Here is a 20,722-nt window from a genome sequence, read left to right on the forward strand (position 1 = left end):
AAACCTTAAAAAAATTATTTCGGCAACAATAAATAAAATGTGCCTTTGGATTTCATGGGACCAGCCATTTTTTCAGCCTCAAATCCAGAGCCCCAATAATAATCCCCGCGAATAGCACCTTTAATTGCGCCTCCTGTATCTTGCGCAACCATAAGACGTTGGAGTGGCTCCTTTTTGAGTGGGTGTTCGGCATCAAGCCAAAGGAGGTTTCCAAGCTCCACCCATTTCCGATCCACGGCAAGGCTTCGTCCTGGCGTGAGCTCTACTCCTTGAGATCCAACGGGATCTTGCGTTTCTCGTACCTTAAAAAAGACATAAGACGGATTCATATTCATGATCTCTCGTCCTTCCTCAGGATGAGTCCTCAGCCAAGATTTTATGCTTTGAAGATTGATTTCATCTTTAGGCAGGTGACCCCGTTCATAAAGTGCTTTTCCAATGGCAAAATAAGGTTGGCCATTGGTGCCGTGATATCCAATACCTTGTGTGGATCCATCCTCAAATTTAAGACGTCCTGACCCTTGAATATGAAGAAAAAAAAGGTCAACTGGGTCTTTAGCCCACGCGATTTCTAAATTCTGATTTTTAAGAGCTCCTGCTTCAATTTTTTGGCGCGTATAGTAAGGAACAAGTGTCTCTTTATGAAGACGCCCTGCAATCCGCTCCCCCTTCATATTAGGCTTAAAAATCCCCAAATCTTCAATCACCACAAGATCCTGAGGTTTTAAATAAATGGGGACCTTATAGATTTCATTAGGGGCTTTAGAGGCCTCAATGAAAGGCTCATAATATCCCGTAAAAAGACCCGCTTTTTCATCTTGAACGGCATAAACGTCAAAATGAGATTTTAAAAATTCGCGAAACTCAGGTGTTGTTGCAGGAGTCTTTTTTAGAAAAGTAGTACACACGTTTTGCCAACGAGAGAAATCGGCATCCGTCCCTTCATATCCAAACATCTCCTTGGGCTTTTTACAAAGGAGTGCTTCACAGGACTTTTGATAGGCAGGCACGACTTCAATAAGAGTATCTTGGTCCCAGCCCGGAAGATCTTTGAAAGATACTTTCTCAAGTCTCGGTCCTGAAACACATCCTGAAAGTAGAGTTACTGCAACCATCACCACGCCCCATTTAAATGTCATTCTTTTTCCGTCTCCACAAGGGTCCAATTTGGATTCCCAGATCGCGTTTCTCGCTCAAAAGTCCAAATATCTGTAATTTCTTCAACCGAAGATGCGTCACCTTCAAGAAGTTGTCCGTCTTTCCCGCGAATAAGAACACATTGTTCGGATACAAATTTTACCCGAATTTTTTGAAGATGACCGTCTGTTTTGCGATCAAGAATCCGGCTCATAATCACACGATAAAGATTCGTCTCGAGAACTTGCCCCTTCTTATGCCTTGCGTCAATTGCTTTTGAAAATCGCGAGAGCATCTCAGGACTCAAAAGCTTTGAAAGGCCTGTTTTGTTACCTTGAGAATAGGCCTCTAAAATCATTTTGAAGGCCACCTCTGCCCCATGAAGAAAACCCTCCTCATCAAAACCATCAGTTGGCACTGCTTGGATTTTGGAACGTTCAGGTTGAGTTTGACTGCGGACAATTGAGCCGACTTCCTCACCCTGTAGTGTGTTTTTTTTCTTAATTGGTTTATTGGGATCGTGAGTACCCAAAACCATCCACAGGCGATATCCTACAAAAATGGCGACAAGGGCGAATAGGAAAATATCAATATGAGCCATGGGTTTGCCTCTAGGCAGCTTCAATTACTCTTTCTTCTACCACAATTTTTCCTGTGAGGCTATTTTGGAAAGCGTCCGTTATGTCAACTTCAACGATTTGCCCCCAAAGACGAGGGTTGGCTTCAACATAAACGGATTGCATATAAGGATTTCGTCCCAAATACTGGCCTTCACGTTTTCCCTGACGATCAAGAAGAACTGAGGTTCTTTGACCAATCATTTTTTGATTCACCTCAATTTGGTGAGAGATCAAAAGATCTTGAAGACATGAAAGGCGTTCAGATTTAACTTCTTCTGGAACTTGAGATTCCATGGCCGATCCTGGCGTTCCCGGACGGGGGCTGTATTTAAAAGAATATGCCATGTGAAATTTAACGTCCCTGACAAGATTTAAAGTTGCCTCAAAATCCGCTTCTGTTTCACCGGGGAATCCGACTATGAAATCTGAGGAAAGTGCAATATCGGGACGCACTTCCCGTAATTTCTGGATAATCTCAAAATAAAGGGCGGCTTTATGTTTTCGATTCATCGCCTCCAAAATACGATCTGAACCAGATTGAACGGGCAGATGCAGAAAGGGCATCACTTTGGGAAGATCCCGATGGGCCAAAATCAAGTCCTCATCCATATCCCGTGGGTGAGAGGTCATATAACGAAGGCGCTCAACTCCTTTGATGTCTGAGAGTTTTTCAAGAAGACGACCTAATCCCCACTCTTTTCCACCTTGGGGATCAATCCCATGATAGGCATTCACATTTTGGCCCAAGAGCGTGATTTCTTTAACGCCCTTATCGGCAAGACTTTGTGCTTCCCGAAGAACATCTTGAACCGGCCTTGAGAATTCAGCACCCCGTGTATAAGGGACCACGCAGAACGTGCAAAACTTATCACAACCCTCTTGAATGGATAAAAACGCAGAAGGCCCTACGCCTTCTGACATTTCGGGCAAGGAATCAAATTTAGTCTCAAGCGGAAATTCTGTATCGACAATCCCTTTTCCATCAACGGTTCTTAAAGCACGCGCAATCATCTCAGGGAGCCTATGGTATGTTTGCGGGCCTAAAACGATATCAACATAAGGGGTGCGTTTGATAATCTCACCGCCCTGAGCTTGGCCCACACAACCTGCCACAATCACGAGCATGCGGCGCCCAGAATCCGATTTTTCCTCTTGATAGGGACGAATGCGCCCTAAATCGGAGAATAACTTTTCATCGGCTTTTTCCCGGATATGACACGTATTTAAAATCACAATATCTGCACCCGGATAATTCGCTTGAGGCTCATATCCCAAAGGTTTTAGAAGGTCGATCATACGTCCTGAATCATAGACGTTCATCTGACAACCATAAGACTTAATATAAACCTTTTTCATGACCATTTGACCTTGTGACTAATTTTGAGAATGAGAGAGTGCGACAAAGGACGTCTCAAGTCCTTCACGCACAGCAGATTCGGAAGTTTTCGCAAGTTCTTTGCGAGAATGAAAATCATGACTTTGCAAAGGCGGATGCAATGTTACAACCACTTGGACACGCCCCAATTGTGAAATAAACCAAAGATGAGGCAAGAGTTCAATTTTCTCACTGAACCATCCACTTTCTTGCCTGAAAATCCTTGGCATGGGCATACCATTAAGCCCTGCATAAGCAACCGTTACCGGTTGAACAACAAGATCATTTTTTATGGCCACATCAAAAAAAGAACTTTTAAAAGGAAGGATCCGACAGCCATCGCTAGTCGTGCCTTCGGGAAAGAGAATTAAATTATCTCCCTCTTTTAAAGGGGCTTCGAGAATTTTACTGCCCTCTTCCACGGACTGGCGCTTTCTTTCAATATAAAGTGTGCCTTGTTGAGTAGCTAAAAATCCCAAAAGAGGCCAACCCTTAACCTCTTGTTTCGCCACAAATCGTCCTGGCAAAAGGGAGAGGACTAAAATGTCCACATAAGACGAATGATTGGAAACAAAAAGAGTGGGTTTATGCTGAGAGAGCTCTCCGCGTACAATCACATTGTGGCCCAAACATTTTGCCCAAGTCGCCAAATAAAAACGTCCAAATCGACGTCCCCAGTTTTGATTGAGCTTCAGAAGAACTACGTAAGGAATTGTAAATGTGCTCCATACAAGTGCCGCCAAAAAAAGTCGTAATCCCCCCAGAACTGGTGCCGGGATGAAAGTCATTAAGCAATCTCCAAATCTGTAGTGTATCGATTAGAATAGCGTTCCGTCATCAGCTCCCGCTTGACAATAATACAAACGTCTACGGTATTAAACTGGGGATCAACAATTGCACCGTCTCCCACAAATCCACCAAGACGGAGGTATCCCTTGATTAAGGGAGGGAGTTGATGCATGGCTTTTTTCTTATCAACATTTTCTTTTGGAATGGTGTTCATTTCTTGATAAAGCGAAGGCAAAGGGCGCGCACGAAAGTCTTCAGGCGCCAAATGATAATGATAAAGATAGGCCATGGCTTCGCGATATTTCTCAATCTGTGTTCCTCGAAAACTCGCACAACCAAAACACAAAGCCACATTGTGCGTGATGATATAAGCCCCAATCCCGCGCCACAAAAGCTGCATCACGGGGCGCGTCCTATAGTCTTTGTGAACACAAGAACGACCGAGTTCCATCACCTCACCTGGTTGAGAAATGAGTTTGTCGATCTCAAATTCTGCAGCTGTATAATAGGTACCATATCGAGATGCAGCCTCACGCCGCATAAAACGATACGTCCCCACAATGGCATTGGGGCCTCGAGAATGATCAATCACAAGCAAATGATCACAAAAAGAATCCACACCGTCAAAGTCGCGCTTTAAGGAGGCCACTTGATCTGAGGGGTGGGCCCCACATTCTTCATAAAACACTTGATAGCGCAAAGCTTGAGAGGCCTCAATCTCAGCTTGAGATTGGGCAAGACGAACCTCGAGGTGCCCTGACCTCAGTTCAGGCAACGCCTCAGGCATTGCGAAAGCAGAAGGTGAATTCATTTGCGATAAAGCCATCAAAAATAGACCTGGTTCATTACTCAGGAGTTCTTATCACGAGTTGTTTCTTTTTGCAAAGGGACACAATATAATTCTAAACGATGATCGATTAAATCATATCCATAGCGCTCAGCAATTTTTCTTTGTAAAGCTTCAATATCCTCGTCGTGAAACTCAATAATCTCACCCGTTTGCATATTGATTAAATGATCGTGATGCTCAGATGAAGCATCTTCATAGCGAGATCTTCCATCGCGAAAATCATGACGCTCAAGAATATTAGCCTCTTCAAAAAGGCGGAGAGTGCGATAGACGGTGGCAAGACTGATATTGGAATCAATTTCGCTCGCACGTAAATAGACTTCATTCACATCAGGGTGATCTGTGGATTCAGACAAAACTTGAGCAATAATACGCCGCTGATCCGTCATACGAAGACCAATTTCCTGACATTTATCCAACAAGCGTGTTTTCAAGGAATTTCTCTGAGTTATAAAAAATCCACCGACATCCCGAAAAACTCGGGACATCGGTGGATCTTAAAATTAACCGAACTTACGCGGCGTCTTTACGACGATCACGACGTGTTCCCAAACCAAAATCTTTGGCAAGGCTGCTACGCTTACGCGCATATTGTGGTGCAACCATTGGGTAGTCAGCAGGAAGGTCCCAACGCTCTCTGTATTGCTCAGGAGTCATGTTGTAAGCTGTTTTCAAGTGACGCTTCAACATTTTAAGACGGCGCCCATCTTCAAGGCAAACAATGTGATCGTCTTGAACTGAGTCTTCAATCGCAACGACTGGGTCTGGACGACCAGACAAGTGTGAGCGACGACCTGAAAGATCGTTAAGGCTTGCATGAACAGTGCGAATAAATCCCGGAACTTCTTCAGCAGACATTTCATTGTTGGACAAATAAGCCGCGACAATCTCAGCCGTCAAATCGACAGTCTCAGTCCCGGTTTGTGTCATAAAGTTTAAATTTTCCATAGTTTTTCTCTCTATTTATCTATTGCAAAAACTTGCGATGGCTTTTTATAGCCGCCTTATAAAATAAAATCAATAGTTGTTTTATTTAATTTTTAGTTTCATAACAATCGCGTCCTGATTAATTCCGCTTTTTCGAGCATAATACTGTTTTCGGAGCATCATTTTTTTGAAACCACATGATAAATATAACAATATAGCATGTTGATTATTGTGTGCAACATCTAAAAATACAAACTCTAAATTATTTTTTTTCAGCTCCTCAATAGAGAGTGTTAAAATTTGTCGCCCTACTCCTTGGCTTTGAAACTCTGGATCAACCCCAAATGTAAGTATTTCAGCCTCACTTTCAATGACTTGAAATAGAATAAAACCCCTCAATTGATCAGCATCAAAAGCACCCCAAAACTGATGGAGGGGGCTTCTTAAATAATCTTCAAAGTTTTTTTTGGACCACCCCTTTTCAAAACACTTTTGATGAAGGGATGCGAGCCTTTCACATTGAATCGTTTCTATTTTCTCAATTTTTAGGGTGTGAAACATCAGCTGAGCGCAAGTAAAACGGAATGGCAGGGCTTTGGGAATGTCCCAATAAAAAAGCAATGTTCATGAGTTCAAGAAAAGTCATCTCAGACTTTATTAAATTAAGCGAAAAACCCAACTCTTTTTCCAATTGAGTCGCTCCGTCTCCAATGCATTTGATCTCGTTCAAATCATAGAATTCCTCAATATCGTGAGAACTTAAATTTTGGGGTACTGAGGAATTTCCATTTTTAGGGAAAAATTGGCAATAAAGGTCCTTACGTTTGGCATCAATCACAACCAAAGTATCTTCTCGATTTGTTTTGCCTTGGAAAAACATATCAAAACCATTAATACCTTCAAGAGGAATATTAAGCCCATGAGCAAGACCTTTGGCAAAAGCAACGCCCACACGAATCCCCGTGAAAGATCCAGGCCCCACGTCTACAATCAAATTTTGAAGATCTTTAAAAGTGGTCCCGGTAGTGGCCATGACCTCTTCCACCATTCCAGGCAAGAGTTGGGCATGGCCCTGGATCAATGCGGTCTCTTTTTGGGCAAGTAACGTCTTTTCGTGAAAAAGGCCCACACCACAAATCGCATGGGCCGTATTAATAAAAAGGTTCATGGAATTAAATGATCTTACATGTATCTTTAAATTCAAAACGCGGCGCACGTGGCCCTGGTAATTGAGTCGAATCTCCCATTCCCAAATTACAAAGGAAATCAGATTTAAAAGACGTACCCTTAAAAAATGCCTCATCTACGGCTGCGTTATCAAAGCCTGACATGGGGCCGCAATCCAACCCCAACGCCCGAGCGGCCATCATAAAATAAGCGGCTTGCAAGGTCTCATTTCGTTTTGCGCTTTCTTCAATGAAGGCGGGTTTTCCTTCCCACCAGGATTTAGCGTCCGTGAACGGAAACAAAAAGGGCATGTGTTGATAAAATTCAAGATCATAAGCAAAAATTGCGGTCACGGGCGCCGCCATGGTTTTGTCGACATTTCCAGGAGCCAGACAAGGTTTCAACTTTTCCTTTGCCTCAAGGCTTTTGACAAAAACCACGCGCAAAGGCGAGCAATTCGCACTCGTCGGTGCCATTTTGGCAGCATCATAAATCTCTTCTAAAAGAGAATCACTGACGGGTTCTTGTGACCAATTGTAATGTGTTCTTGCTTGGTAAAAGAGCGTATCCAAATCCTGTTGAGAAATTTTTGTCATTGTTATTCCTTAGGGCTTTAAGCGCACATGAGCGGCATCAAAATGATGCAGTTCGAGACGATTAATCAAGTTTTGTAATTCTTTTGTGTAGGCCGCACCGCGCACGGAATATTTGATCAAATGAGACGCTAACTTATGACCACAAATCTTTCCCTCAGATTTACGCATTTTCGCACGCGCTTCACGAAATCCTTTGTAAGCCGGGTGCCTGTTTAAGTTTCCAGCATAAGACTTTACACCATGATGAAGGCTTTTGAAGGATTTGACTTTTGAGTGGGATGCCATGTGACCAAAAGTAGAATTTTTATCCTTTGCGGCTTTTGACGTTCCCCAACCGGATTCAATAATCGCTTGAGAAAGCGCCAATGATGGTGGAATTTCGTCCACATGCTTTAAAAGCACTTTAATGTCATGAGATTTTGATTTGTATTCAGATGCCACATAACGTAACCAAGTGCGATCTTGAGACCTCAAATGACCTCCTTTTTCAATGCGGCCTTGAAGCGCCAGAAGTTTCTCACGATCGGCGCGAATTTCTTCATTCACCTCCAAAACCAAAGGCAAAATCGATTTGATAAAGGCATCCCGTTTGTGTTTTGGGGGAAGCCCTTTAAGATCTCCAGGAAGTTTTGTGAGGTAAATGCGGGGGACAGAATCTTCACCGCTTGCAACTTTAGAAAGCTCAAACCCGCACTGGTCAAAAGCTTGACACATCTCGGTCGAGGTTTCCATTTCCACAAACGCCATTTCTTTGCGTGGCGCGGGCAAACCCATAGCAAAGCGCGACCCCAATGGCATGACATGGGATGTTTTTGGTGTTTGGGACGCGATATCTGGGGCACTATGATGCGCTGTGGGTTTAAAAAATAACGCAACCGCATAGCTTAAAACGACCAAGCTACCCAGAAAACCTAATGATATATAACGTAACTTCGATTTAGGATTTAATGCAATTTTAGGCATTAACTCTTCCTCTGTTGTTTCGGAAAATTAGACGGCGCGGACTTCAACCACTTCAGGAACATAATGACGTAGCATGTTCTCAATTCCCGTCTTTAACGTTGCGCTCGAGCTCGGACATCCCGAACACGAACCTTGCATGCGCAAATAAACCACACCTTCCTCGAATTTGTCAAATACGATGTCACCTCCGTCCATGGCCACGGCCGGACGAATGCGGGTATCAAGGAGTTCTTTGATTTGCAAAACAAGGGGATCGTCATTTTCTGATGATGTAGAAGAAAATTTATTTTCACCCTGAAAAAGGGGCTCATGACAGAGATAATGCTCCATGATGGACGCCAAAATCGACGGTTTCAAAACGCCCCAATCGAGATCTTCCCTTTTTGTGACTGTAATAAATTCAGAGCCATAAAAGACACCTTGAACACCATTAATTCGGAAAAGTCGTTCCGCCAAGGGTGATTTTTGGGCGCCCTCAGAAGATGTGATTTCACAAGAACCCTCTTCCATAACAATGCGTCCAGGTAAGAACTTTAGCGCTTGTGGGTTGGGAGTCTCTTCAGTTTGTATGAACATGGAACCAATCCTTTCTTGATGCCTTAATGTGGGGTCTCCCCTTTTAAAAATCAAGAGTATTTGTTACATTTCATTAATTTCATCCATAGAATCATTGAGTTGAATATTTTTAATCAGCTCTTCAACTTCTTGTAAAGATTGATTCTCAGATGAGTTTTCCTTGGAATTTTTAAAATTAAGAGTATTGAAAACATCCTGAGACAATTGTTTTTCAGTCCTTAAAACGTTTCTTGCATCAACTGGAAGAGGCATAGGCGTATCGTCATGAAACATAAAATTATTTTTTTGATTTGAAGGCTTCCTCCTAGGTATACGCAATAAAGGTGGCGTTTCACAAAGGTTGAGTTTATCTGGGGCGAAGAGAAGCTCTTGGCTCTCCGTCTGCCCATTTAAACGCTTTTTTTGGGGGGAAGGGTGTGGCGTTCCAGGCCTGACATTCTTTGCGGACTCTTTTTTCTCTTCAGTATCTCTAAATTTTGTTTTCTTTTTAATCTTCTTTTGGAGCCCAGGATGTGATCGCTCCTGAGTGCCGCCCCTCTCTTCACATTGAGGTATTTTTCCAGCATTAAGCGTAAGCGAGGACAATACCAATCCTAAAACAGACATTGTGTAAATAATTTTAGTAACCATCATAAAACCCAATCTATATTCAATCATTACCATAATAAAGTTTACCTTGAAACGCATATAATAGGCAACAGCCAATATTGCAAGTAATATTTTTAAAATCTTATAAATACAAATATTAAATTCTAAAAATGTCGAAGAATCATCCCTGATCTAATTTCAGCTCAATACGGCGATTTTTGGCGCGCGCATTATCTGTGGATCCTGCTTCCAAAGGATGATATTGACCAAATCCGGCAGCCGCTAAATGTTTGGCAGGAATGCCTTGTTTTTCCAGATATTTCACAACTGCCAAAGCGCGGGCAGTTGAAAGTTCCCAGTTGGAATCAAACTTGTCCGTATGAATTGGAAGATCATCGGTGTGGCCATCGACACGCAAAACCCAATTGAGGTCTGCTGGCATTTCTTTGGCAATTATCTTTAAACTTTTAGCAAGACCATTGAGTTTTTCTTGCCCCTTTTTCTCAAGAACGGCAGCGCCGGATCCAAAAAGAACTTCAGAGGAAAAGACAAAGCGATCTCCCACAATGCGGATATCTGAACGTTCGCCTAAAACGTCTTTGAGCTTTCCGAAAAACTCTGAGCGATATTTTTCCAATTCTTTAACTTTTGTCGCAAGGGCGTCATTGAGCTTCTTTCCCAAATCTGCAATCTCAATTTTTTGTTGTTCTTTGGTACTTTCAGAAAGTTGAAAGGCTTCTGAGATTTTTTGAAGCTGTTGGTTTAATTCCGAGAGCTCTTGCTGAAGGGCCGCCAATTGCACATTTGCACTTTGGTGCGCGATTTGCTCTTGACCCAAGGAAGCCTCTAGTGCGGCTTTGGCTTGTTGTAACGTTTTTAATTGATCGGAAGTCAGAAGAAGGGATTGATGCAAGTCCTGACTTTTCTTCTGCTCAAGCCCTAAAAGTTGAGAAACCTCTTGAATTTTCGTGCGAAGAGATTGAACGTTCCGCTCTGACCCCGAAAGGGCATCGCTTAAATAAAATTGTGTCACGACAAAAATCATGAGTGCAAAAAGCATCACGATGATTAAGGTTGCAAAAACGTCCACAAATCCAGGCCAGATACTGAATTCCTCTTGGACTAATCGGTTTCTCCTTAAACTTCCTACAGACATCATTATACCCTTTTTTAAAACATGATCGAAAGTCTAGCCTGATTCCTCAACTTTGAACACTCTTAATCTTATCAACTCGTTGCTAGTTTTTGTTTGAAATAAATATGTTGAAAAAGTGAGGTAAAACAAGGCATTGAACACTCTTTACTGTGTTGTTGGATAAGGAGTGTGAAAATGAAAGATAAGGATCAAAAGCGTAAAGAACATAGCATTCCTGTGGAGTTGACGCCGGAACAGTTTGATGAATTTTTCTTAGACGCCATTCCAAAACCGAAACGTGGACCCCAGGGTAAATTGCCTCCTTATAAGATTTTCAATTACATTATGACTGTGATTTATACAGGATGTCAGTGGAAGGCACTACCCATTGAAAAAGATGTCCGTGGAGTCCGAGAGATTTGCTATAGCCGTGTTTTTAAGACTTATCAAAAATGGCTTGAAGAGGAAGTATTTCATAAGGCTTTTGGGGAATCTGTCGCGCGTCTTTTTCAAGATGGAAAACTTGATATCAGCATTATCCATGGGGATGGAAGTACAACGGCCGCAAAGAAAGGCGGAGATCAAATCGGATACAATGGCCACAAAAAAACCAAAGGGGAAAAGGTGGCATGCTTTACAGATCGCAACTGCAATGTTCTGTCTCCTTTCACCACAGCCCCTGGCAATGCCAGTGAAATGAAGCTTTTTCCCAGAGCCTTAGATGATCTGAAAAGCTTTTTGAAATCCATTTGAATGTCTTTGAAAGGCGTTATGGCCAGCTTTGATGCCGGATATGATAGCAAGGCCAATCGCAAGCTTGTCTTTAATGCTGGAATGATCCCCAATATCAAGGAAAATCCGAGGAATCGCAAACACACAAAGCGTGGCCGTAAAAGACTCTACAATCCAGATGTCTTTGAAGAACGCTTCTTTACCGTTGAGCGTGTATAGTTCTTCCCCTATAAATAGATAGATTTTTAGGAAAAGTTTAGGTATAAGGAGGGAATGGCAAAAGCATATTCGGAAGACCTGCGGAAAAAGGTCATCTCCTACATTACGAGCGGCGGCCGTAAGCGGGAGGCTGCAAAGGTTTTTAACGTTGGAGAAGCCACGATCTATCGATGGATATGTCTTCATAAACAAGGGGATATTAAACCGAAAAAACGCACTTCTTATCCGCGTAAAGTCGATGAGCAAAAACTCAGAGACTACGTCGCTCAAAATCCGGATCATACGCTCAAACAAATCGCCGAAGCTTTGGGGTTGAGATTCCAAAACGTGAGTAAATGGCTTAAACGTTTAAACATTACACGAAAAAAAGACGACGCTTTACAAAGAACGTAACGAAGACAAGCGGGCCGAATTTATAAAACAGCTTGAGAAAATAGATCCTGAAACAATCGTGTGGATTGATGAAGCTGGGATTGATAATCGCCTTTATCGAGAGCATGCCTGGGCGCCGCGCGGACAAAAGGTTTACGCGGAGATCCCGGGCCAAAAAAGAGAGCGTGCCAGTATCATTGGCGGTCTCATGAAGGGTGCGTTCGTGGCGCCTTTCACCTTTCAAGGTGGATGTCATGCAGATCTTTTTAATGCTTGGCTTGAGTAGGTTTTATTGCCGGGTTTATCAAAAAATACCACCCTGATTATGGACAATGCCGCCTTTCACAAATCGCCAAAAACGAAAGATTTGATTGAGAAATTTGGCTGCCATCTCCTCTTTCCCCCAACTGACTCTCCTGACCTCAATCCTATCGAACATTGGTGGCACAAAATCAAATCCATCCTCCGTCCCCTCGTCCAGCAAAACCCAGAAAACCTTCATCAACTCCTTGATAAACTCCTCAGCCAATGTCTATCCATATAATGGAGAAGTACTATAAATCTCCTTAAATCTCTGTCACAAACTTCAAATGCAACGCCGCCGACCAAAAGTAGACTTAGAACATAATTCCAATACCCTCAAAACTAGCAACGAGTTGTACATAAAATCTAAGCCCCCAAAGTTTTGCGCGAGATAATCAGACGCATGATTTCGTTCGTGCCCTCAAGGATTTGATGAACACGGACATCACGGACAAATCGCTCAATTTTATATTCACTGATATAGCCATAGCCACCGTGAAGTTGGAGTGCCTCGTTACAAATCCGGAATCCTGCATCGGTCACAAAACGTTTGGCCATAGCGGAATAAAGGGTCGCATTGGAATCTTTTTGATCTAATTTTTGCGCCGCATCGTAAAGCATCAAGCGTGCGGCATAAAGATCAGTTGCCATATCGGCGACTTTAAATTGGAGCGCCTGAAAGTCCGATAAAGGTTTTCCAAATTGTTGGCGCTCATGCATATAGTTTTTAGAAAGATTCAGGCAGGTTGTAGCCGCCCCCAACGAGCACGCGGCAATATTGAGGCGGCCTCCATCAAGTCCGCTCATTGCGATTTTAAAGCCATCCCCTTCATTTCCCAAACGATTGGCGACAGGAACGCGACAATCCTCAAACGTGACTGTTGTGGTGGGTTGACTATTCCATCCCATTTTCTTTTCTTTTTTTCCAAAACTCAGGCCCGGCGTTCCTTTTTCAACAATAAGAGTTGAAATGCCTTTGGGTCCCTCCTCGCCAGTACGGACCATCACAATATAAATATCGCTGACTCCACCGCCGGAAATAAAGGCTTTGGATCCATTTAAAACATAAAAGTCCCCGTCCCGCACTGCCCGTGTTTTGAGGGAGGCAGCATCTGATCCGGAACTGGGCTCTGTCAAGCAATAACTTGCCAGATGCTCCATCATCATGAGAGATGGTAAAAATCGGGCGCGCTGCCCCATTGTTCCGTACGTGTCAATCATCCAAGAGGCCATATTGTGGATTGAAATGTAAGCTGAGGTGGAAACGCAGGCCGAGGCCAAGGCTTCAAAAATCAAAACCGCATCCAGACGGCTGAGACCACATCCCCCACTTTCCTCCCGAACATAAATCCCGGCAAACCGCTCTTACAAACTTATCCAAACCTAACCATATTTTACTAAAGTTACGCATGGTGTTGTATTCCTGATTCAACGCAGGTAGTTTCACTTATTTGACGAGCAAATGAGCCAGAGCTTCCCACTCCACAGGCATAAGTTTCGGGCGAGCTGCCCGTACATAAACGTTGTAAATTAAGGGCTGCATTCACATCTCTGTCATGAGATTGGTTGCAATGTGGACACGTCCAATGTCTCTCCGACAACTTTAAATCCGCATAAACACATCCGCAGCTATGGCAGAGCTTGCTTGACGGAAAGAACCGATCAGCAACAAAAATTTGAGCATTATAGAGACCTGCCTTATATTCCAATTGACGCCTGAATTCATAAAAAGACTGATCTAAAATATGTCGAGCTAATTTTCTGTTCGCTGACATACCTTTGACATTTAGGTTTTCAATGCCAATTTCATGATGATTCAGGACAATATCGGTTGTTGCCTTATGGAGATAATCACGTCTGATATTAGCGATTCGGGCGTGAAGACGTGCCAGTTTTTGAGTATGCTTTTTAAAATTCATACTCTTTTTATCTTTACGAGATAGCTGTCGAGAAGATCGTTTTAACTTCTTCAGCAAAGCGGTATGTGCCTTTGCTCCCTCAACAACCATGCCATTGGATAAAGTTGCCAGTTTTGTAATACCCAAATCCACACCCACAATACCTTGGTTCTTGCGTACATGAGGCAGTTTGTCTATTTCAACACTGATGGATGCAAACCATCGGTCTGCAACTCTTGAGATCGTCAAGGATTTTATTTGTCCTTGAAATCTCAAATTCTCTGTTATTTTGACCCATCCCAAACAAGGAATTTGAATCTTTTTACCTGTCACACGAATGGCAGACTCTCCTTTTTGGGGCGGACCATTGTCCGCTCTAAAGCTATCCCTGATTCCTTTCTTTTTAAACTTGGGATATCCTCCCTGTTTGCGGAAAAAGCGGTTAAAAGCTGATCCTAAATTTTTGATGGCTTGTTGAGGGGCATTTTTAGTGACCTCTTGCATCCAAGGATATTCTTCCGCCTTACAAGCATTGAGAAGTTTACGCAGGCTTATTTCTGTAGGCTTCTCACCATTCTGGTATTGTTTCTTCCATTGATCTAAAGCCCAATTATAAGCAAAGCGTGCAACACCGCAGGCTTTTCTAAAATAAGTCGCCTGCTTATTATTTGGCTTCAATTCTACTTTATGAACTAACAGCATCGTAGGCTTCTTTCAGACCTTCCAATAATTTCTTGTTCTTTTTACTTCTCGCACCATACAATCTGGCCGAAAAAACAGTGATAATTTCCAACACATCTTTGGCGAGTTCCTCTTCAAAAGAGGGTTCTTTCCCTTGATTGATAATCACAACTTCTACCTGATTCATCTCACAAATGGAAAAGATTAATTCTGCTCCAAATCTTAACAGCCTGTCTTTATGGGTTAAAACCAATCGACCTGCTTCTCTGTCTAAAATGGCACTAATCAGGATCTTCAGACCCTTTTTGTTGTAATTCATACCACTGCCAAGATCCGCAATGGTCTCAAACTTCCAACCTTGAGCTGCACAATACATCTCAAGGACTTGTTTTTGTCTTTCCAAATCCTGCCGTTGATCGTGACTGGAAACACGAGCATAGCAAAGCGTTTTTCTATCTATCTTTTCAGTGCGAACAAGATGAGGGCGCAAGGCAGATAAAGGATAACGTCTTTGTCCTCCCGCTGTTCTTTCGGGAACAAGGCGACTCTCTTTTTCCCATCGCCTTAATGTGCCATTTGACACTCCAAGAATACGACTGGCTTCTCTGATACTCAATAACTTATCCATAATTGGATAACTATATACAAGTTTAGATAGGTTTTAAAGAGCAGTTATTAACCCCATGGCGGCGGCTTTTTTTAACGTCTCGATGGGGAAAATAGATTTTTCATCCCATTCGCTAGCAAAAGGTTCTAGTTCCGACTCTGCAAATTGCCGTGCCGCGTCTTGAAAGGCGCGTTGTTCGGAAGAAAGAAGCGGCATCATTATTTTTTCTCCCCAGGCGTTCCCACCCACTTTTGCCAGGCCAATAGAAGAGTTGTTTTTACACGAAGCTCCGGACCTTTTACGAGCGTTGGCTGTTGTTTGCGATAATTGTCAATCCAGGCGTTGATTACGTCAGGTTTTGAGAGGTTATCAATGTTAGGAATATTTTTCAAAGGGGGAATTGTTTTTGTCACTTCATTAAACAAGCCAATGTTTTCATTGCTTGACCACTTTTCGTTTGAAGATCTCAGCATAAACATGGCCATAGTCCGAGATCTGAGATAGTCTGATTCTTTATCAGACTCTTCTTTTTCTGACGTTATGGAAAACGTTAAATGTAATTTTGTGAACTTTTGGAATAAATAAAGATCCCATTTAAATTGCTCCTCTGGGCCTTGCATCTCATTAAGTTTGTGATGACCTTGCATTTTTGCCTGAAGATAATTAACGGCATTGAACAGGCCTTCTCTTTCACAGATTTCCCGAAATTTCCCCTTTCCTTCCAGGAGATCTGCTTGAAAAAACAAAGCGATGACCACAAAGCAAAAGGACCCCAAGGCGTTAAAAATTCTGCATTTAGAGCGCTGACAACGCTCTTTTCCGGATAAGTCCGGGAGGAAAGGTTCAGGATGACGTGGCTGAATTACATTTTGATACATTTTCATGACAGGCTCCCTTTCAATTTATTTTTTCTCCTCAGGAATTTTTACCCATTGATCCCAAGCCCTTGTGATAACGGACTTAGTTCTGATTTGCAGAACACTTTGAGCCGGAATTACTTCTTGATGACGATGTTTTTTAATCCAGTCTTCAATGAGAGGTTCTGTTAATTGTAATTCAGTTTGTTTTGAAAGAAGGCTTCCTAAGGAGGAAATATTTAACTGAAGGCTCTCTAAAATGACTTTATTCTCTTGCCCACATTTTTGAGCCACATTTCTTGTGAGAAAGAAAGCTGAGGCTCGAAATTTACGATAAGTAGAGCTTGTTTTGGACTCTTCCTCTAAAGTTGCGCCTCGAATTATAAGATGTTTGACAAATTTTTTAAAACAATAAAGATCCCATTCAAATTTTTTGTCGTCATCTTTATTGTTGTCTAATTCATGAGCAACATTCATTTTAAAATCAAGATAGATTGTGGCATTTTTAACTTTATTTTCAAGTCCATCCTCACCGTCGAAGATTGAGCGAAGACCACCTTTTCCTTCAAGGATGGAGGATTCCAAAAGCAAGGCGAAGGCGATATAGGTAAAGGATTTCAATCCATTGAAAATTCTACATTTAGAACTCTCGCAATGATTTTTTCCATACAAGATATGCTGAGCCTGCCTCAGCATCTTAGAAAAAGATCCTGAAATAAATTCGGGATAATGTTGCTGTATTCCGCTTTGATACATTTTCATACCCTCATGTCTGTCATTTTTATTTTTATAAAACTCAGGTTAAGAGGGAAGGTGGATTTCGTCAACAGAATGAGATGTTTTAAACAGGGCCACCTCATGAAAAACAGAAAGCATCACACCCCCGAATCGTCAGGCTGAATTATTTGGCTGCGCCACCGTTCCGGTCAGCATCTCAATGGCTTTGTTCGGGAGGGTATGAAATTGATATTGCAAAATAAGTAAATAAAAATTATAATGAATGATTTTTTAAAATTTTGGAGAAAAATATGTTTGAAGTTGAGTTAAAGTTTATGTTAACCGATGCGGAAAAATCACACCTCCTTGAGGGCGCCGTTTTTGTTGAACATCAAAACTTCGTTGATGTTTATTATGACGATAAAAATTACAGTTTAAGCATAAAAGACGTTTGGTTGCGCACAAGAAATGGAAAATTTGTTTTAAAACTCCCCCTCTCAACAACAAATTCATCTTTGAAGATGCAACGAAATTTCCCCAAACATGAAATTGAAAATGAAAGAGATATATTAAGTCATTTCAATATCCTACAAAATATTAGCACACATGAGGACCTTGTTGAAAATGGAATTTACCCTTTGTATCAATTTCGAAATATGCGGGAAAAGTATGTAAAAGATGGTTTTATCATTGATATAGACAAAGCTATTTTTGAGGATTTTATCTATGAAACTTGCGAAATTGAACTGGTCGTTGCGTCTGAAAGTGAAATTGAGCATGCAATCAAAGAAATAGAAGATTTTGCCAAAAGACATGGGATTAAAGTGACTCATGTTGAAGGAAGATTGATCGAATATATAAGGAGAAAAAATCCGCGCCATTACGAAAAATTAAAGAAGGCTTAAAAATTCAAGAACTCGAAATCAGCTCTTCATACAGGCGGTGCCAGTTGAGTTCGGCTTTCAGATGAATAAAAACAGATCCTAAAGCGACAGCCGCGCGATCCATAAAAACAAATTCGCGGGGGGGACGAACACCCCCTATTTTTTTAAGTTCGCTTAAAATTTCACCAGCAATTTTACGACCGTTCTGTCCAGACAAACTTTCGTCAATAGGACGGATGCGGTCGTCTAAAAGGGGTCCATATAAATAGGACGCCCAAAGATTAAGAATAGTAAGAAGTTCGGGTGTCATCGTCCCAAAGCCCCAGCTTTCATAAGCGTTTCTGGCCAGCTCTTCATCATTATTTTGTAATGCATGGTAAAGTTGAATGACGCTTGCGATGAAAGATTTTGGAAATAGGCGAATGCATCCGTAATCCAAAAGATTCAAGGACAAATCCTCACGCACCGTATAATTCCCCAAATGAGGATCGCCATGTAAAACTCCCTCTTTATAAAAAGGAAAATACCAAACACGGAAAAGGTTCTCGCAAATCTTATTGCGAATCTCTTGTGGAGCGTCTTTAAATTCGAGAAGTTTTTGTCCGGGCATCCAACTCATCGTCAAAAGCCTTGAGGTTGAAAGCTCTGGAATGACCTCTGGGACGTGAACGAAATTTTGGCCTTCAAAAATCGCCCTAAAGAGGCGGATATGATCTGCTTCCCGTTTGTAATCCAATTCTTCATGAAGACGTTCGGCAATCTCAAGGTAGAGATTTTGTGGATCAATGGCACCTGATGTTTTGGCGTAAAGATTTAAAAATAATTTTAATTGGGCCAAATCCGCATTCACCGCCGAAGCCATATCCGGATATTGTAATTTGCACGCAAGATCACGCCCCTCTAGATTACGGACTTTGTGGACTTGACCCAAGGAGGCGGCTGCTGTGGCTTCATGGGTAAACGCTTGAAAAAGATTTTCCCAATCAGGTCCCAATTCTGCCTTCATGCGACGTTTGACAAAAAGCCAGCCCATGGCTGGCGCATTGGATTGAAGGGTTAGAAATTCTTCCGCATATTCTTGCGGTAACATATCGGGAACCATAGCTAAGATCTGGGCGATCTTCATGACAGGCCCCTTGAGATTACCCATATTGGATTTTAAAAGCCCCGCATATCCGCCATGATCCATGGAAATTCCAAGATATTTCTCACCAAAAAGGCGGGCCATGAGTCCCCCCACAGTGGAGGTCGTTTCGGCATAGCGTTTTAAGCGTAAGGAAATACCGCCTTGATCCATGACATTAAGGAGCTTCTTCGCGGATGCGGGCAATACGAAGGATATTTGTGGATCCTGCCACTTGGAAAGGGACCCCTGCGGTCACTACGATGCGGTCTCCCGTCTTGGCGAATTCTTCACTTTTTGCGCGAATGCATGCCATTGTAGTCGCCTCGCTAAAATCATGAACGTCTTCGCTGCACACAGAATGAACGCCCCATGCAAGTGTTAACCGGCGGGCAATATTTAATTGTGCGGTAAGCCCTAAAATAGGGCATTCTGGGCGTTCGCGTGCGGCCCTTAATGTCGTTTCCCCTGAAGTTGTAAATGTCACAATTGCTACAGCACCAATGGTGTGTGCAACTTGACTTGCAGCAGAAGTAATCGCATCAGAAGTTGTGGATTCTGGGGGCGTACGGCTTGCGTCCAAAAGCGTTCTATAGAGGGGATCTTGCTCCACACGACTTACAATACGGGACATCATCTCAACGGATTCGACTGGGTATTCACCGGACGCAGATTCCGCCGAAAGCATAACCGCATCTGCCCCATCATAAACGGCGGTGGCCACATCTGAAGCCTCAGCACGGGTAGGTGATGGAGAATGCACCATCGAATCCAACATTTGTGTGGCGACTACAACAGGCTTTCCCTTAAGCCGCGATTCGCGAACGATGCGTTTTTGAATGCTGGGGACATCTTCAGGAGGGAGTTCGACACCCAAATCCCCTCGTGCCACCATAATTCCGTCGGAAAGTTCGACAATGGCCTCTAAATGCTCAATGGCTTGAGGCTTCTCCAGTTTTGAAAGGATTGCAGCACGCCCTTGCACAAGTTCGCGGGCCTCTAAAACATCTTCAGGACGTTGTACAAAAGAAAGGGCGATCCAATCCACGCCAAGCTCTAATCCTAAGGAGAGATCTTCCTTGTCTTTTTTCGTTAAAGGCGAGATAGGCAAAGCCACACCGGGAACATTAAGGCCTTTACGATCGGAAAGAGCCCCCCCCACAACAACCTCGCACAACGCATGTTGCGGACTGCAATCTTTGACTTTAAGTCGCACTTTTCCGTCATCCAAAAGAAGGTCTGCGCCCGGTTGAAGTACTTTAAAAATTTCAGGATGAGGAAGAGTCACTTCCTTTTCATTTCCTGAAAGGGACTCTAATTTCAGAAGAAAATCTTGGCCTTTTTCAAGGTCAATGGAGCCGTTCTCAAATTTTCCCACACGGAGTTTGGGACCTTGAAGATCGAGAAGGATGCCAATGGGTCTGCCCACTTTTTTCTCAAGATTTCGGATAATATTATAACTCTCCCGATGTTGGTCGTGAGATCCGTGGGAGAAATTCAGACGAAAAACATCGACCCCTGCCTGAAATAAAGATTCAATCATCTCAGCGGAGGAACTGGCGGGCCCTAAAGTAGCCACAATTTTAGCAGATCGAAATCGTCTCAT

The 20,722-nt window shown here is 42.6% G+C and carries 27 protein-coding genes and 1 pseudogene; 6 read left to right on the top strand and 22 right to left on the bottom strand.

Features of this window, described 5'->3' with window-relative positions:
• Positions 1–14: 14 nt before the first annotated feature.
• From mltA to Bealeia2_RS01765, 14 genes are all read right to left on the bottom strand, one after another.
• Positions 15–1,139, bottom strand: coding sequence for a murein transglycosylase A (gene mltA, locus Bealeia2_RS01700; RefSeq protein WP_331255434.1), 1,125 nt, complete (start codon positions 1,137–1,139; stop codon positions 15–17).
• Positions 1,136–1,738, bottom strand: coding sequence for a Tim44/TimA family putative adaptor protein (locus tag Bealeia2_RS01705; RefSeq protein ID WP_331255435.1), 603 nt, complete (start codon positions 1,736–1,738; stop codon positions 1,136–1,138). The genes mltA and Bealeia2_RS01705 overlap by 4 nt, the downstream gene beginning before the upstream one ends.
• Before the next feature lie 10 nt (positions 1,739–1,748).
• Positions 1,749–3,113, bottom strand: a complete 1,365-nt coding sequence (gene miaB / locus Bealeia2_RS01710; protein WP_331255436.1) for a tRNA (N6-isopentenyl adenosine(37)-C2)-methylthiotransferase MiaB — start codon at positions 3,111–3,113, stop codon at positions 1,749–1,751.
• A gap of 18 nt (positions 3,114–3,131) precedes the next feature.
• Positions 3,132–3,920, bottom strand: coding sequence for a lysophospholipid acyltransferase family protein (locus Bealeia2_RS01715; protein WP_331255437.1), 789 nt, complete (start codon positions 3,918–3,920; stop codon positions 3,132–3,134).
• Positions 3,920–4,747, bottom strand: coding sequence for a GNAT family N-acetyltransferase (locus Bealeia2_RS01720; protein ID WP_331255438.1), 828 nt, complete (start codon positions 4,745–4,747; stop codon positions 3,920–3,922). Before Bealeia2_RS01720 ends, Bealeia2_RS01715 begins: the two co-directional genes overlap by 1 nt.
• A gap of 23 nt (positions 4,748–4,770) precedes the next feature.
• Complete coding sequence (locus Bealeia2_RS01725) at positions 4,771–5,160, bottom strand: Fur family transcriptional regulator (RefSeq protein ID WP_414437838.1); 390 nt, start codon at positions 5,158–5,160, stop codon at positions 4,771–4,773.
• Positions 5,161–5,284: 124 nt separating this feature from the next.
• Positions 5,285–5,719: a Ros/MucR family transcriptional regulator gene (locus Bealeia2_RS01730; RefSeq protein WP_331255440.1), complete on the bottom strand. Its 435-nt coding sequence runs from the start codon at positions 5,717–5,719 to the stop codon at positions 5,285–5,287.
• 81 nt (positions 5,720–5,800) lie between these two features.
• On the bottom strand, positions 5,801–6,259 hold the full coding sequence (gene rimI, locus Bealeia2_RS01735; RefSeq protein WP_331255441.1) for a ribosomal protein S18-alanine N-acetyltransferase: 459 nt from the start codon (positions 6,257–6,259) through the stop codon (positions 5,801–5,803).
• The gene (gene tsaB / locus Bealeia2_RS01740; protein WP_331255442.1) at positions 6,237–6,866 is read right to left on the bottom strand and encodes a tRNA (adenosine(37)-N6)-threonylcarbamoyltransferase complex dimerization subunit type 1 TsaB; all 630 of its coding nucleotides are present in this window, start codon (positions 6,864–6,866) and stop codon (positions 6,237–6,239) included. The genes rimI and tsaB overlap by 23 nt, the downstream gene beginning before the upstream one ends.
• A 4-nt stretch (positions 6,867–6,870) precedes the next feature.
• On the bottom strand, positions 6,871–7,461 hold the full coding sequence (locus tag Bealeia2_RS01745; protein WP_331255443.1) for a malonic semialdehyde reductase: 591 nt from the start codon (positions 7,459–7,461) through the stop codon (positions 6,871–6,873).
• 9 nt (positions 7,462–7,470) lie between these two features.
• Positions 7,471–8,424 (bottom strand): glucosaminidase domain-containing protein, encoded by a 954-nt coding sequence (locus Bealeia2_RS01750; RefSeq protein WP_331255444.1) that lies wholly within the window; start codon positions 8,422–8,424, stop codon positions 7,471–7,473.
• A gap of 27 nt (positions 8,425–8,451) precedes the next feature.
• Entirely contained in the window at positions 8,452–9,000 is a 549-nt protein-coding gene (locus Bealeia2_RS01755) for a NifU family protein (protein ID WP_331255445.1), read from the bottom strand.
• Positions 9,001–9,063: 63 nt separating this feature from the next.
• Positions 9,064–9,663, bottom strand: coding sequence for a hypothetical protein (locus tag Bealeia2_RS01760; protein ID WP_331255446.1), 600 nt, complete (start codon positions 9,661–9,663; stop codon positions 9,064–9,066).
• Positions 9,664–9,769: 106 nt separating this feature from the next.
• Positions 9,770–10,747, bottom strand: coding sequence for a peptidoglycan -binding protein (locus Bealeia2_RS01765; RefSeq protein ID WP_331255447.1), 978 nt, complete (start codon positions 10,745–10,747; stop codon positions 9,770–9,772).
• A 171-nt stretch (positions 10,748–10,918) separates the two neighbouring features.
• Here Bealeia2_RS01765 and Bealeia2_RS01770 point away from each other — a divergent pair, with 171 nt between their 5' ends.
• Genes Bealeia2_RS01770 through Bealeia2_RS01790 form a run of 5 tightly spaced genes read left to right on the top strand, consistent with a single transcriptional unit; the run spans position 10,919 to position 12,590 of the window.
• On the top strand, positions 10,919–11,476 hold the full coding sequence (locus tag Bealeia2_RS01770; RefSeq protein ID WP_331255448.1) for a hypothetical protein: 558 nt from the start codon (positions 10,919–10,921) through the stop codon (positions 11,474–11,476).
• Positions 11,477–11,674 (top strand): hypothetical protein, encoded by a 198-nt coding sequence (locus Bealeia2_RS01775; RefSeq protein ID WP_331255449.1) that lies wholly within the window; start codon positions 11,477–11,479, stop codon positions 11,672–11,674.
• A gap of 54 nt (positions 11,675–11,728) precedes the next feature.
• Complete coding sequence (locus Bealeia2_RS01780) at positions 11,729–12,067, top strand: IS630 transposase-related protein (RefSeq protein WP_331255450.1); 339 nt, start codon at positions 11,729–11,731, stop codon at positions 12,065–12,067.
• 58 nt (positions 12,068–12,125) lie between these two features.
• Positions 12,126–12,332, top strand: a complete 207-nt coding sequence (locus Bealeia2_RS01785) for a transposase (RefSeq protein WP_331255451.1) — start codon at positions 12,126–12,128, stop codon at positions 12,330–12,332.
• Positions 12,333–12,338: 6 nt separating this feature from the next.
• Positions 12,339–12,590 (top strand): transposase, encoded by a 252-nt coding sequence (locus Bealeia2_RS01790; protein ID WP_331255452.1) that lies wholly within the window; start codon positions 12,339–12,341, stop codon positions 12,588–12,590.
• A 125-nt stretch (positions 12,591–12,715) separates the two neighbouring features.
• Here Bealeia2_RS01790 and Bealeia2_RS01795 read toward each other — a convergent pair.
• The 6 genes and pseudogenes from Bealeia2_RS01795 to Bealeia2_RS01820 all read right to left on the bottom strand — a co-directional run.
• Positions 12,716–13,708, bottom strand: a pseudogene (locus tag Bealeia2_RS01795) (acyl-CoA dehydrogenase family protein); the annotation flags it as partial.
• Between the two features lie 44 nt (positions 13,709–13,752).
• A complete protein-coding gene (locus tag Bealeia2_RS01800) occupies positions 13,753–14,949 on the bottom strand; it encodes an RNA-guided endonuclease InsQ/TnpB family protein (protein WP_331255280.1) in 1,197 nt (398 codons plus the stop codon).
• Positions 14,933–15,556: an IS607 family transposase gene (locus tag Bealeia2_RS01805; RefSeq protein ID WP_331255279.1), complete on the bottom strand. Its 624-nt coding sequence runs from the start codon at positions 15,554–15,556 to the stop codon at positions 14,933–14,935. The genes Bealeia2_RS01800 and Bealeia2_RS01805 overlap by 17 nt, the downstream gene beginning before the upstream one ends.
• A gap of 33 nt (positions 15,557–15,589) precedes the next feature.
• A complete protein-coding gene (locus tag Bealeia2_RS01810; RefSeq protein WP_331255453.1) occupies positions 15,590–15,754 on the bottom strand; it encodes an acyl-CoA dehydrogenase family protein in 165 nt (54 codons plus the stop codon).
• Entirely contained in the window at positions 15,754–16,419 is a 666-nt protein-coding gene (locus Bealeia2_RS01815; protein ID WP_331255454.1) for a hypothetical protein, read from the bottom strand. The genes Bealeia2_RS01810 and Bealeia2_RS01815 overlap by 1 nt, the downstream gene beginning before the upstream one ends.
• An 18-nt stretch (positions 16,420–16,437) precedes the next feature.
• On the bottom strand, positions 16,438–17,154 hold the full coding sequence (locus tag Bealeia2_RS01820; protein ID WP_331255455.1) for a hypothetical protein: 717 nt from the start codon (positions 17,152–17,154) through the stop codon (positions 16,438–16,440).
• Positions 17,155–17,420: 266 nt separating this feature from the next.
• Here Bealeia2_RS01820 and Bealeia2_RS01825 point away from each other — a divergent pair, with 266 nt between their 5' ends.
• Entirely contained in the window at positions 17,421–18,014 is a 594-nt protein-coding gene (locus tag Bealeia2_RS01825) for a CYTH domain-containing protein (protein ID WP_331255456.1), read from the top strand.
• A gap of 4 nt (positions 18,015–18,018) precedes the next feature.
• Here Bealeia2_RS01825 and Bealeia2_RS01830 read toward each other — a convergent pair whose 3' ends face one another.
• Positions 18,019–19,323 carry an ABC1 kinase family protein gene (locus tag Bealeia2_RS01830; RefSeq protein ID WP_331255457.1) on the bottom strand — a complete coding sequence of 435 codons (1,305 nt, stop codon included), beginning with the start codon at positions 19,321–19,323 and terminating at the stop codon, positions 18,019–18,021.
• Entirely contained in the window at positions 19,295–20,722 is a 1,428-nt protein-coding gene (pyk, locus tag Bealeia2_RS01835) for a pyruvate kinase (protein ID WP_331255458.1), read from the bottom strand. Before pyk ends, Bealeia2_RS01830 begins: the two co-directional genes overlap by 29 nt.

The sequence above is a fragment of the Candidatus Bealeia paramacronuclearis genome (genome assembly GCF_035607555.1).
Taxonomy (GTDB): domain Bacteria; phylum Pseudomonadota; class Alphaproteobacteria; order UBA9655; family UBA9655; genus Bealeia; species Bealeia paramacronuclearis.